The organism is Mycolicibacterium sp. XJ879 (genome assembly GCF_053483935.1).
The window spans coordinates 198,665-212,045 of sequence record NZ_JBEFTH010000001.1 but is presented as its reverse complement, the minus strand read 5'-3'; the positions used below and the strand labels follow the sequence as shown (position 1 = coordinate 212,045).

At 68.9% G+C, this 13,381-nt stretch carries 8 protein-coding genes; 1 reads left to right on the top strand and 7 read right to left on the bottom strand.

The window, feature by feature from the left end; all coding sequences use genetic code 11:
- Positions 1 to 2: 2 nt before the first annotated feature.
- Together ABQF13_RS01035 and ffh are read right to left on the bottom strand one after the other, a co-directional pair.
- Complete coding sequence (locus ABQF13_RS01035; protein ID WP_448390800.1) at positions 3 to 1,076, bottom strand: metal-dependent hydrolase family protein; 1,074 nt, start codon at positions 1,074 to 1,076, stop codon at positions 3 to 5.
- Positions 1,073 to 2,629, bottom strand: coding sequence for a signal recognition particle protein (gene ffh, locus ABQF13_RS01030; RefSeq protein WP_448390799.1), 1,557 nt, complete (start codon positions 2,627 to 2,629; stop codon positions 1,073 to 1,075). Before ffh ends, ABQF13_RS01035 begins: the two co-directional genes overlap by 4 nt.
- Positions 2,630 to 2,776: 147 nt before the next feature.
- On the opposite strand from ffh, the gene ABQF13_RS01025 reads away from it, so the two are divergent.
- Complete coding sequence (locus tag ABQF13_RS01025; protein ID WP_448390798.1) at positions 2,777 to 3,880, top strand: agmatinase family protein; 1,104 nt, start codon at positions 2,777 to 2,779, stop codon at positions 3,878 to 3,880.
- A 13-nt stretch (positions 3,881 to 3,893) separates the two neighbouring features.
- Here ABQF13_RS01025 and ABQF13_RS01020 read toward each other — a convergent pair whose 3' ends face one another.
- The 5 genes from ABQF13_RS01020 to smc all read right to left on the bottom strand — a co-directional run bounded on the left by ABQF13_RS01020 (position 3,894) and on the right by smc (position 13,371).
- Positions 3,894 to 6,359, bottom strand: coding sequence for a [protein-PII] uridylyltransferase (locus ABQF13_RS01020; RefSeq protein WP_448390796.1), 2,466 nt, complete (start codon positions 6,357 to 6,359; stop codon positions 3,894 to 3,896).
- Between the two features lie 79 nt (positions 6,360 to 6,438).
- On the bottom strand, positions 6,439 to 6,777 hold the full coding sequence (locus tag ABQF13_RS01015) for a P-II family nitrogen regulator (protein WP_448390795.1): 339 nt from the start codon (positions 6,775 to 6,777) through the stop codon (positions 6,439 to 6,441).
- 33 nt (positions 6,778 to 6,810) lie between these two features.
- Positions 6,811 to 8,166: an ammonium transporter gene (locus ABQF13_RS01010; protein ID WP_448390794.1), complete on the bottom strand. Its 1,356-nt coding sequence runs from the start codon at positions 8,164 to 8,166 to the stop codon at positions 6,811 to 6,813.
- A gap of 164 nt (positions 8,167 to 8,330) precedes the next feature.
- Positions 8,331 to 9,659, bottom strand: a complete 1,329-nt coding sequence (gene ftsY, locus ABQF13_RS01005) for a signal recognition particle-docking protein FtsY (RefSeq protein ID WP_448390793.1) — start codon at positions 9,657 to 9,659, stop codon at positions 8,331 to 8,333.
- 124 nt (positions 9,660 to 9,783) lie between these two features.
- Positions 9,784 to 13,371, bottom strand: coding sequence for a chromosome segregation protein SMC (smc, locus tag ABQF13_RS01000; protein ID WP_448390792.1), 3,588 nt, complete (start codon positions 13,369 to 13,371; stop codon positions 9,784 to 9,786).
- Positions 13,372 to 13,381: the final 10 nt, after the last annotated feature.

Genomic DNA, 13,381 nt, shown 5'->3' with positions numbered 1-13,381 from the left:
CGCTAGACGGTGACGCCGCGCAGAACCACCAGATCGGGGTGGTTGACGACCGCCGCGCCGGTGCGTGGATCCTCGCGAAAGCACACCAGGTCCGCCGGCGCCCCGTGTTGCAGGCCCGGCCGGCCCAGCCATTCGCGGGCGTCCCAGCACGCCGCGCCCAGCGCCTGCGTCGGGCTCATCCCGATACCTGTGAGCGCGTCGATCTCGTCGGCGATACGGCCGTGGGCGACCATGCTGCCCGCATCGGTGCCCGCATAGATCGGCACTCCCGCCTCGCGGGCCGCGCCGATCCGCGCCGAACACCGCTCGTAGAGGTCGCGCATGTGCTGGGCATAGGCGGGATATTTGGCGGCGGCCGCGGCGATGCCGGGAAAGTTCTCGACGTTGATCAGCGTCGGCACCAGCGCGGTGCCGTGTTCGACCATCAACTCGATGGTGTCGTCGGTCAGCCCGGTGCCGTGCTCGATGCAGTCGATGCCGGCCTTTATCAACCCCGGCAGCGCGTCCTCGCTGAACACGTGCGCGGTGACGCGGGCGCCGTTGGCGTGGGCGGCGTCGATGGCGGCCGTGAGCACGTCGTCGGACCACAACGGCGCCAGATCGCCGACGTCGCGGTCGATCCAGTCGCCGACGAGCTTGACCCAGCCGTCGCCGAACCTGGCCTGTTCGGCCACCGCGTCGGGCAGTGCCCACTCGTCGTCGAGTTCGATCGCGAACCCGCGCTGATAGCGCTTGGGCCGAGCGAGGTGGCGGCCCGCGCGGATGATCTCCGGCAGATCGTCGTGGTCGGCAAGGGCCCGGGTGTCGATGGGCGAACCGCAGTCCCGCAACAGCAGCGCGCCGACGTCACGTTCGAGCTCGGCCTGCGCGACGCAGTCGTCGAGATTGTCCAGCGCCCCGTGGTCACCGAGGCCGACGTGGCAGTGCGCGTCGACCAGGCCGGGCAGGATCCAGCCGCCGTCAAACACCGTCGTGGCGTCGGCGACCGGCTCGGCGCTCAGCACACCGTTGATGACCCACCACTCGACCGGTTCGTCGTCGGGCAGCCCCCGCCCGCGCACATGCAGACGGGTCAATTCTTCGGGAACTTCAGCTTCGACAGGTCGATGTCGGCGAGCCCGGGCGGTAACTCGTCGAGCCCCTTGGGCATCTCCGACAGGTCCGGGAAGCCCGCGGGCAGCCCCGGCATCCCGGCGCCCAGCGGGTTGCGCGTCTTCGGTGGCGTCGGCCCCCTACCGCCCTTCTTGCCCTTCTTGCCCTTCTTGCCGCCCTTGCGAGAGTTCTTGCGGCCGAACGGCATACCCATCTGCCCGGCCATCTGCGACATCATCTTGCGGGCCTCGAAGAAGCGCTCGACGAGCTGGTTGACCTCGCCGACGGTCACGCCGGATCCGTTGGCGATGCGCAGCCGGCGCGACCCATTGATGATCTTCGGGTCCGCGCGCTCCTCGGGCGTCATGCCGCGGATGATGGCCTGCAGCCGGTCCAGTTGCCTGTCGTCGACGGCGGCCAGCGCGTCCTTCATCTGACCAGCCCCGGGCAGCATCCCCAGCAGGTTGCCGATCGGGCCCATCTTGCGGATGGCCAGCATCTGCTCGAGGAAGTCCTCGAGCGTCAACTCGCCACTGCCGATCTTGTGCGCGGCCTCCTCGGCCTTCTGCGCGTCGAAGACCTGTTCGGCCTGCTCGATCAGGGTGAGCACATCGCCCATGCCCAGGATGCGGCTGGCCATCCGGTCGGGGTGGAAGACGTCGAAGTCCTCGAGCTTCTCCCCGGCGGAGGCGAACAGGATCGGTACGCCGGTGATCTCGCGCACCGAAAGCGCGGCGCCGCCGCGAGCGTCGCCGTCGAGCTTGGTCAGCACCACCCCGGTGAAGCCGACCCCCGCACGGAACGCCTCGGCGGTGGTGACGGCGTCCTGGCCGATCATCGCGTCGAGCACGAAGATCACTTCGTCGGGGTCGACGGCCTCGCGGATCGCCGCGGCCTGGCTCATCAGCTCATCGTCGATGCCAAGGCGGCCCGCGGTGTCGACGATCACGACGTCGTAGAGCTTGGTCTTGGCTTCCTCCAGCCCGGCCGCGGCGACGGCGACCGGATCGCCGGGCGCGGCGTTCTCCTGGCCGTCGGGCCCCACGCCGGGGTGCGGCGCGAACACCTGCACGCCGGCGCGTTCGCCGACGATCTGCAGCTGGTTGACCGCGCCGGGACGCTGCAGGTCACATGCCACCAGGAGTGGGGTATGACCTTGGTCCTTCAACCATTTCGCAAGCTTGCCGGCCAGCGTCGTCTTACCGGAGCCTTGCAGACCGGCGAGCATGATGACGGTCGGCGGGGTCTTGGCGAACGCGAGCTGACGCGTCTCGCCGCCGAGGATCGCGATCAGTTCCTCGTTGACGATCTTGACGACCTGCTGAGCAGGGTTGAGCGCGGCGGACACCTCCGCACCCTTGGCGCGCTCCTTGATGCGGGTCACGAAGTTGCGCACGACGGGCAGCGACACGTCGGCTTCCAGCAACGCCAGCCGGATCTCGCGGGCCGTCGCGTCGATATCGGCGTCGGTCAGCCGGCCCTTGCCGCGCAGCCCCGTCAGGGCGCCGGTCAATCGGTCGGACAGCGATTCAAACACGAGGCCAAGACTACTTGGCATCCGCCGACACCATCGGAGCGCGCCTCATCGGTTCGACTCGCTGCCGACGCCGAATACGAGACTTCGCGGCGGTTGTCGCGTAGGTTCTGCTGGCGCACGGACCGGCAACTACATGGGGAGACTGGCATGGATCTGTCGGGAGAGGTTTGGCGGGCGCCCGTAGACCGCTCGAGGGATCCGCACCGCGAGCCGGGTCCGATCAACCTGCAGCGCTACCAGTTCGCTCCCGCCTACGCCGGCATCGCCACCCTGTTCGGTTTGCCGCTGTGCCTCAACCAGGACGATCTGCGCGCCGGAGCCGTCGACGTGGCGGTGCTCGGCGCACCCGTTGACATGTCGATGGGCCATCGCGGTGCGGCGTTCGGGCCGCGTGGGATCCGCGCCGACGAGCGGGTGCTGGCCCACACGCCGGGGATGCTCGTCAACGACAGCACCCGGGTGCACCCGTTCGAGGTGCTCACGGTCGTCGACTACGGGGATGCGGCAGTGGACCCGTTGAGCATCGAGAACTCGATGGAGCCGGTCCGCTCACTGGTCCGCGAGATCGCCGAAGTGAACGCGGTCCCGATCGTGCTCGGCGGGGACCACTCGATCCTGTGGCCCAACGCCGCGGCCCTGGCCGACGTGTACGGGCCGGGCAAGGTCGGCGTCGTGCACTTCGACGCCCATCCCGACTGCGCCAACGACCTCGTCGGCCACCTGGCGTCGCACGGCACGCCCATTCGGCGGTTGATCGACGACGAGCACATCCCGGGACGCAACTTCATCCAGATCGGGCTGCGCAGCGCCGTCGCACCCGATGACGCGTTGTTCGCGTGGATGCGGGAAAACGGGCTTCGCACACACTTCATGGCCGAGATCGACCGGCGTGGCTTCGACACCGTGCTCGAACAGGCGATCAGCGAAGCGTTGGACGGACCGGAATACCTGTACCTGTCGCTGGACATCGACGTGTTGGATCCCGCGTTCGCGCCCGGCACCGGAACCCCGGAGCCACCCGGTCTGACCAACCGCGAACTGCTACCTGCCATCCGGCGGATCTGTCATGAAACGCCGGTGGTGGGAATGGAGGTCGTCGAGGTCGCCCCACACCTCGACCCGGGCTACACCACGACCATGAACGCGCGACGAGCCATCTTCGAGGCGCTGACCGGGCTGGCGATGCGTCGCCTCGGGCTGCCGGGACCGGCCTACCTGCACCCCGACGTCGCCGGTCCACCGCCGAACTAGTGCATCGGCGGGCTCAGCCGGCCTCGGGCACCGCTTTGACGGGCGGGGCGGGTAGCACCGCATACAGCTCGCGTTCGATGTCGGCGCGGGCGGCGACGTCGCCGGTGACGCCGAACACATCGACCACCGACGACCCCAGCGTGGTGACCTTGGCCCAGGCGATGTCGACACCGTCGCGTTCGAACACGGCCGTCAGCCTCGCCAGCAGGCCGGTGCGGTCGATGCTGCGGACCTGGACCACCTGCTCCCCCGGCGCGGCGCCGTCAGACCACAGGATCCGCGGTGGTGCGGTGACGTGGTTGATGGGCACGGCGGCCGTCGCCTGCCCGGCCCTGGCGGTCCCGTGATGCGCGGCGTCGCTTTCGCGGCGGTCCAGCGACCCCAGCACGTCGAGGTCTCCGTCGAGCGCGAGGACGAGCTGCTGTCGCAGCAACTCCGCGGACGGCGGCGAGCCGAAATGCGGGGATACGACGAAGGTGTTGATCGCCGAACCGGAAAGGCCGTTGACCGACGCGGAATGCACGCGCAGCGAGTTGAGCGCCAGCACACCGGCCGCCTTCGACAACAGCCCGCGCCGGTCGGGCGCGATCATCGTGACCTGGTAGACGTGCGGGCTGTCGCCGGCCACCAGCTCGACGTGCACACCGGCGTCGGCTGCTAACGAAACATGGTGCGGATCAATGGGATCGGGTTGCGGCAGCGGCTGGCCGGCCATCACCAGCCGGCAGCGCCGCACCAGGTCGCCGATCAGGGCGGCTTTCCAATCACCCCACACGCCCGGTCCGGTGGCCTGCGAGTCCGCCTCGGCGAGCACGTGCAACAGTTCCAGCAGCACCGGGTCACCGTCGAGCGCGTCGACCACCGAGGCGATGACCCTGGGATCGGCCAGATCGCGTCGGGTCGCGGTATGCGCGAGCAGCAGGTGGTAGCGCACCATCTTCGACAGCGTTTCGACGTCTGAGGGCCGCAAACCCAGCCGGGTGCCGATCTGCACGGCCAGCTCTGCGCCGATGACGCTGTGGTCGCCGCCGCGGCCTTTGCCGATGTCGTGGCACAGCGCACCGAGGACCAGCAGGTCCGGACGCGACACCCGGGTGGTGAACGCGCTTGCGCGCGAGACGGTTTCGACCAGATGTCGGTCGACGGTCCAGATGTGCACGACGTCGCGCGGCGGAAGGTCGCGCACCGCACCCCACTCCGGGAACAGCCGGCCCCACAGGCCGGTGCGGTCCAGCGCCTCGATGGTCGTCACGGTGGCCGACCCTGCGCCCAGGATCACCAGCAGGTCTTTGAGCGCCTGGCGCGGCCAGGGCGCGCGCAGTTCAGGCGCCGTCTCGGCCAGCCGCCCCAGCGTGGACGCCGCCATCGGCAGGCCGGTGGTGGCCGAGGCGGCCGCCACCCGCAGCACCAGGCCGGGGTCGCGCTGCGGACGGGCGTCGCGGGCCAGGATCACCTCGCCGGCGAACTCGATGACGCCTTCGTCGAGGGGACGACGCGCAGGCCTGCGGAACGCCGCGAGACCACGGCGCGGCAGCGCGTTGGCTGCGGTGCGCAGCCCGGTCTCCACATAGAAGCTGATGGTGCGTGCGGCGTCGGACAGCATCCGCGCCAAATCGAACCGGTCCCCGATCTGCAACGCGGCGCCGATCTCGTCGGCGTGCTGGGCCAGCAGCACCTGGCGTCCACGGCCTGCGGCCCGGTGAAGTTCGGTGCGCACGTTGAGCAACGCCAGGTGCGCCTCGCCCAGCGTCGCGCTCGGTGAGGCCGACGACCGGTTGGGGTAGCCGTCGGCCAATTGCGCGATGGCCAGCGCGTTGAGCAGTTGCACGTCGCGTAACCCGCCGCGGCCGCATTTGAGATCGGGTTCAGCGCGGTGCGCGATCTCACCGCTGCGCTGCCATCGCGCCTGGGTATGTTCGACGAGTTCGTCGAACCGCGAGGCGATTCCGGTGCGCCACTGCCGGCGCGCGCCGCTGACCAGCGCCGACGCCAACTCCGAATTCCCGGCGATGTGGCGGGCTTCCAGCATCGCCAGACCCGCCGAGATGTCCGTGTCGGCGACCCGCAACGCCTCACGGACGGTGCGCACGCTGTGGTCGATACGAATGTTGGCGTCCCAGAACGGATACCACAACAGCTCTGCGACCTTTCCGACGATGTCGGCTGGCATGTCGTCGTGCAGCAGCATCAGGTCGAGGTCGGAGTAGGGCACCAGCTCACCGCGTCCGAGCCCGCCGGTCGCGACGATGGCGAAGCCACTGGATGGCGTGACCCCGATTTCGGTTGCCTTTGCGTTGAGCCAGAATTCGTGCAGCTCCAGCAGCGCATCCCGCAGCGCGGTCGAATCCAGTTGGCGCGTCGGACCCGAGAGCAGCTGCTTGCACGCGGCGACGAGGTCGGTGGCCGGACGAGCCGATCCCGCCCCCGGCGCCGCCCATGTGGGCTCGCCGAGAGCGGGATCGGGTGTCTGCGCTGTCATCGGTGTCCTTCTCCGGCCTCAACCAAATCGATGCCTACGGTGTGTGGCCGGACGACGACCTCGTGAGTTCAGATGCGGCTCAAAGGGCGTCGGCCCCCCGCTCACCGGTGCGCACCCGCACCACGGTGTCCACGGGGCTGACCCACACCTTCCCGTCGCCGATCTTTCCGGTGCGTGCGGCCTGCACGATGACATCGACCACCTTGTCCACCGCCGAGTCCTCGACCACGACCTCGACGCGCACCTTCGGCACGAAATCGACGGAGTATTCGGCGCCGCGGTACACCTCGGTGTGACCCTTCTGGCGTCCATACCCCTGAACCTCGCTGACGGTCATCCCGAGAATGCCCGTCTGCTCGAGCCCGGTCTTGACGTCTTCGAGCGTGAACGGCTTGACGATCGCCGTAATCAGCCTCATGTAGGTGTTCCCTTCCAATGAAATTGTCGCCGCTCAGGCGAGCTCGTAAGCCGTTTCAGCGTGTTCGGTCTCATCGATACCAGTTTCCTCGTTCTCCGCACTCACCCGCCACCCCATGGGCTTGACGATGAACGCGATGATCGCCGTCATGATGCCAGTGAACACCACTGCGGCCAGTGCGATTACCGCCTGCACCACCAACTGTTGGATACCGCCGCCGTAGAACAGGCCGGTTTCGGTGGCCAGCAGGCCGATGCCGATGGTGCCCCACAGGCCGGCGACGAGGTGCACGCCGACGACGTCGAGCGAATCGTCGTAACCCAGCTTGTACTTCAGGCTGACCGCCAGCGACGACAACGCACCGGCGAACACACCGAGGATGAGCGCTCCGATCGGCGACAGTGCACCGCAGGCCGGGGTGACCGCCACGAGTCCCGCGACAATGCCGGAGGCCGCGCCCACGCTCGTCAGCTTGCCGTCGCGGATACGTTCGACCAGCAACCAGCCGAGCATCGCGGCGGCTGTTGCGGCCGTGGTGTTCACCCAGACCTGGCCGGCGATCATGTCGGCCGCACCCTCTGAGCCCACGTTGAAGCCGAACCACCCGAACCACAGGATCGCGGCGCCGAGCATCACGAATGGGATGTTGTGCGGGCGGTAGGCCATCTTGCCGAAGCCCCGTCGTTTGCCCAGCAGCAGGGCCAACACCAGGGCAGCCATCCCGGCGTTGATGTGCACCACGGTGCCGCCGGCGAAGTCGATCGGCGCCACGTTGGCCGCACCCGCATCCGCGTCGTAGCCGAATAGCCATGAGGCAATGCTGTTTTCAGTACCCGACAACAGTCCTCCACCCCAAACCATGTGCGCCAGCGGGAAGTACACCAGCGTGACCCAGATCGCGCCGAACACCAGCCACGTTTCGAACTTCATCCGCTCGGCCACCGCGCCGCTGATCAGGGCGACGGTGATCACGGCGAACGTGAGCTGGAAACCCGCCCACACGATCGCAGGCACGCTGCCGAACCCACCGACCACATAAAGGGTGTCGGCGCCCAGTTCTTGGGTCTGGAGCAGGGGGCTCAACCCGAACAATGCAAACGGGTTGTCGAAGACGCCCAGGATGTCACTTTGACCCGTGTGCGCCGAGGCGAACGACATCGAGTAGCCCCACAGCACATAGATGACGCTGACGACGCCGATGGAACCGAACGACATCATCATCATGTTGAGAACGGACTTCTGCCGGGATAGGCCGCCGTAGAAAAACGCCAGGCCCGGTGTCATGAACAACACCAGCGCGGCAGCGGTGAGCACCCATGCGGTATCGCCGGAACTCAGCCCGCCGGGCCCGAAAGGCGCGAACGCGTCGTCTGGTAAGGCTAGAAGCACTTTGTGTGAACCTCCTTGGGACGTGGGCCGATAGAGATCGGGCCTCCCGAAGAGACTCTGCGCCCGGCGTTTCACCGGTGATGCGTGTGCGTTTCGTTGATGTGAACGCATCCGCGGACATCGTTACGCTCATGTTTCGCCGGCGGGCACCGGCAGGTGCGCCGTCAGCCCAAGAGCGCGTCGACGAACGCCGCGGGCTCGAACGGCGCGAGGTCGTCGGGGCCTTCGCCCAGGCCGACGAGCTTGACCGGAACACCGAGTTCCTGCTGGACGCGGAAGACGATGCCACCCTTGGCGGTGCCGTCGAGCTTGGTCAGCGCCACCCCGGTGATGTCGACGACCTCGGCGAACACCCGCGCCTGCGGCAGCCCGTTCTGACCGATCGTGGCGTCGAGAACCAGCAGTACCTCGTCGACCTGGGTGCGGCGGCTCACCACACGTTTGACCTTGCCGAGCTCGTCCATCAGGCCGGTCTTGGTGTGCAGCCGTCCGGCGGTGTCGATGACGACGACGTCGGCGCCCGACTCGATGCCGGCGTCGACGGCGTCAAACGCCACCGACGCGGGGTCGGCGCCCTCGGCACCGCGGACCACCTGCGCACCCACCCGCGACGCCCACGACTGCAGCTGGTCGGCCGCCGCGGCACGGAAGGTGTCGGCCGCGCCGAGCACGACGCGGCGTCCGTCGGCGACCAGAACGCGGGCGAGCTTGCCGACCGTCGTGGTCTTTCCGGTGCCGTTGACCCCGACGACCAGCAGCACCGACGGTTTGTCGGCGTGCGGCAGCGCCTTGATCGAACGGTCGAGGTCGGGCTGAAGTTGTTCGATGAGCACCTCGCGCAGCACGGCGCGGGCATCGTCTTCGGTGCGGATGCGAGCCGCGGCCATCCGCGAACGCAAAGCGGTGATGACCGACTCGGTGACGGCGGGGCCGAGGTCGGCGATCAGCAGCGTGTCCTCGACCTCTTCCCAGGAATCCTCGTCGAGGTCGCCGCCGCCGAGCAGGCCGAGCATGCTGCGGCCCAGCGTGTTCTGCGATTTGGCCAGCCGTCCGCGCAGCCGTTCCAGCCGGCCTTCCGGTGGGGCGATCTCCTCGAGTTCCGGCGCGGCCGGCGCGGAAGGCACCTCGACGGGTGGCGCGGGCTCTTCGAGTTCTTCGACGGGTGCTTCGGGTTCTTCGACCGGTGGCGCGGGCTCGGGAAGTTGCACGTCGGCGATCGAGCGCTTCGGCGCGTCGCGCGGAATCGTGGCGTCGTCGCCGACGGCGGGCAGCCCGGTGGTGTCGATCCGCTCGACGGGCTCAGCGGTCGCCGCGCCCGAGGAGAACGTGAACCCCGACGACGCGGTGTAGCCGCCCGAGCGGTCCAGCGGCGTGGCGGTGTCTGCGGATTTCAGGCTGATCCGTCGCCGCCGGTAGCGCACCAACCCGACGACAAGCGCGGCAACCAGCAGTACGGCGATGACCGCGATCGCGATCCACAAACCTTCTGTCACGCCGCCATTGTCTCAGGGCGGATGCGGGTGCCGCCCGCCCCCTGGTTGCGCCGAGACGCACGCTTTGGTCGAAAGGTGCGAGCGGAATCCACCAAAACGTCCGTCTCGACGACGGGTTCGTGTGTCAGTTCGTCGCGGCCACCAGCTCCTGGCCACGCATCCGCTGGCTGATCACCTGGGTGATGCCGTCGTCGCGCATCGTGACGCCGTACAACGCGTCGGCGACCTCCATCGTCGGCTTCTGATGGGTGATGACGATGAGCTGCGACTGCGACCGCAGCTGCTCGAACAACCCGAGCAGCCGACGCAGGTTCACATCGTCGAGCGCGGCCTCGACCTCGTCCATCACATAGAACGGCGACGGCCGGGCCCGGAAGATCGCCACCAGCATCGCCACCGCGGTCAGCGACTTCTCCCCGCCCGACAACAGCGACAGCCGCTTGATCTTCTTACCCGGCGGGCGGGCCTCGACCTCGATGCCGGTGGTCAGCATGTCGTCGGGGTTGGTGAGCAGCAGCCGGCCCTCACCACCGGGGAACAACGCCGAGAAAACCTGCTGGAACTCGCGTTCCACGTCGGTATAGGCCTCGGTGAACACCTGCAGGATACGGTCGTCGACGTCCTCGATGACGTCGAGCAGGTCCTTGCGCGCCGCCTTGACATCCTCGAGTTGGGTGGACAGGAAGTTGTAGCGCTCCTCGAGCGCCGCGAACTCCTCCAACGCCAACGGGTTGACCCGGCCCAACTCGCCCAGCTCACGTTCGGCCTTCTTGGCGCGCCGCTCCTGGGTGGGCCGGTCGAACGGCATCGGCGCCGGTGCGGTGACCTGCTCCCCGCGTTCGCGGGCCTGCTCGTACTCGGCCATCTCCAGCTCCGACGGCGGCAACGGCACATCGGGCCCGTACTCGGCGATGAGGTCGGCGGTGGCCATCCCGAACTGTTCGAGGATGTGTTCTTCGAGTTGTTCGATCCGCAGTGCCGCTTGGGCTTTGGCGACCTCGTCACGGTGCAGTGCGTCAGTGAGGCCGTTGATCTTGGCGGTGAGTTCGTTGACGTCGTCGCGGGTCTTGGTCAATGCGGCCGAGCGGTGCTGACGTTCCTCGGCGACCGCGTCGCGGGCGCGCGAGGCCACCGCCACCACCGCGCCGAGCCGTTGTGCGACAAGGCGTGCCGATTCTGCGACAGCCGCGGCCACCTTGGCGGCGTGGGCGCGCGCTTCCCGGGCCCGCTGCGCGCGCACCCGCGCCTCCCGCTCCGCGGCCGCAGCGCGTCGCAGCGAATCCGCCTTGCCCCGAACGGCGTTGGCGCGTTCTTCGGCCGTCCGCACCGTGAGCCGCGCCTCAACCTCGACGGCGCGAGCAGCTTCGGCGGCGGCCATGGCATCCTGGCGGTTCACCGGTTCGGATTCAAACGTCGGCTCCTGCTGCGCGTTGTGCAGCCGCTGCTCGAGCCCGACGAGTTCCTCGACGGTGCGCGACCGGTTGGCTTCCAGCTCGTCGCGCTGCTTGATCAGCCGCTGCCACTCGTCGTCGGCGCTGCGGGCGTCCTGCCCGAGGCGGCCCAGCTGCTCGTAGATCGCCGAGATCGCCGCGTCGGACTCGTTGAGCGCGGCCAGCGCCTGCTCGCTGGCGTCGCGGCGCGCCGCTTGTTCGGCCAGCGCACCGGCCAACGCCGCCGACAGCTCACCTGCCTGCTTTTCGGCCGCGGCCAGTTCAGCGCGGGCCTTGTCCACCTCCGAGGCGATCTCCAGCGTACTGGGCTTGCGATCGGAGCCGCCGCTGATCCAGCCGGCGCCGACGAGGTCGCCGTCGGTGGTGACTGCCCGCAGCTCCGGCCGGGAGCCGACCACATCGAGCGCCGCGGATAGATCGGCCACCACGGCGACGTCGGCCAGCATCGCGGTGACCGCGCCCTGAAGCCGCGGCGGCGCCTCGACGAGCTCGACCGCCCACACGACGCCGTCGGGCAGCTGCCCGCGCTGCGGCGGGGTGTGGGCACCCCAATCGCTGAGCACGATCGCCGCGCGCCCGGCGTCCGACTCCTTGAGTGCGGCGACGGCCGAACGGGCCGCCCCGGCGTCTTCAGCGGCCACGGCGTCCGCAGCGGCGCCCAGCGCGGCGGCCACCGCCGCCTGATAACCGTCGCGCACCTTGAGCAGGTTCGCGACTGTCCCGAGCAGCCCTGCGCCGCTTCGGTTTTCCTGCAGCCAAGCAGCCCCGTCCTTGCGGTCCAGACCCACCGAGAGCGCCTCGATGCGCGCCAGCAGCGACGCGACCTGGCGTTCGGCGCCGCGCTCGGCGGCCTGCAGTTCGGTGACCCGTTCGTCGGCGAGCCGCAGCGCGGTCACGGTGCGGTCGTGGTGTTCGTCCAGCCCCACCTCGCCGGCGTCGAGTTCGCCGACGCGGCCCTGCACGGTCTCGAACTCGGCCTGCGTCTGCTGGGCGCGCGCCGCCGCCTCGTCGATACCTGCGCTCAGCCGGGCCACGGTTTCGTCGATCGACTCCACACGGGTGCGCATCGTGTCGACCTGGCCGGCCAGCCGGGCCACCCCCTCGCGACGGTCGGCCTCGGCGCGCGCGGCCGCCATGTGCGCCTGTTCGGCCTCGGCGGCCACCTCTTCGCGCTCGGCGAGTTCGCTGCGGGCCGCCTCCAGCGTGGCCCGGGCCTCCTCGAGCTCCTTGAGCAGGTGGCGTTCCTCGGCGGCGACCTGGTCGGCCTGGACGTCCAGTTCGTCGGGGTCGGGGCCGGTGGACCCGTCGGGCTCGGTGTCGAGGTACTGCGCACGCTCGTTGGCGATGCGCACCGTCGCGCTGACCCGCTCGGCCAGCGCCGACAACGAAAACCACGTCTGCTGTGCGGCGTCGGCCCGCTCGGACAGGCTGTTGACGGCCGACTCGTGGTTGGCCAGTTCGACGGTCTTGGCCTCGAGCCGGGTGCTCAACTCGTCGTGCTCGCGCCGCAGCGTCGTCTCGGCCTGGTTGGTGTTGTCGAACTCGGTGCGGCGGGTGACGAGGTCGTCGGCGGCCAGCCGCAGGCGAGCGTCGCGCAGATCGGCCTGGATCGTCTGGGCGCGCCGGGCCATTTCCGCTTGCCTGCCGAGCGGTTTGAGCTGTCTGCGCAGTTCGGTGGTCAGATCGGTCAACCGGTCCAGGTTGGCCGACATCGCGTCGAGCTTGCGGACCGCCTTCTCCTTGCGCTTGCGGTGCTTGAGCACACCGGCGGCCTCCTCGATGAACGCGCGCCGGTCCTCCGGCCGCGATTCGAGGATCTCGGAGAGCTTGCCCTGGCCGACGATGACGTGCATTTCGCGACCGATGCCCGAATCCGACAGCAGCTCCTGCACATCCATCAAACGGCAACTGCTGCCGTTGATCTCGTATTCGCTTCCGCCGTCGCGGAACATCCGCCGGGTGATCGACACCTCGGAGTACTCGATCGGCAGCGAGTTGTCGGAGTTGTCGATCGTCACGGTCACCTCGGCGCGGCCCAGCGGCGGCCGTGAGGACGTGCCCGCGAAGATGACGTCTTCCATCTTGCCGCCACGCAACGTCTTGGCGCCCTGTTCGCCCATCACCCAGGTGAGCGCGTCGACCACGTTGGACTTGCCCGACCCGTTGGGGCCGACCACACAGGTGATGCCCGGTTCGAAACGCAGAGTCGTGGGCGAAGCAAAGGACTTGAAGCCCTTCAGCGTCAGACTCTTGAGGTGCACGACGTGCAAC

Excerpts from the sequence above, each read along its gene's own strand:
- ABQF13_RS01015 (WP_448390795.1), bottom strand. The coding sequence starts at position 6,777 with ATGAGGCTGATTACGGCGATCGTCAAGCCGTTCACGCTCGAAGACGTC.
- ABQF13_RS01020 (WP_448390796.1), bottom strand. The coding sequence starts at position 6,359 with ATGACAGCGCAGACACCCGATCCCGCTCTCGGCGAGCCCACATGGGCG.
- ABQF13_RS01025 (WP_448390798.1), top strand. The coding sequence starts at position 2,777 with ATGGATCTGTCGGGAGAGGTTTGGCGGGCGCCCGTAGACCGCTCGAGG.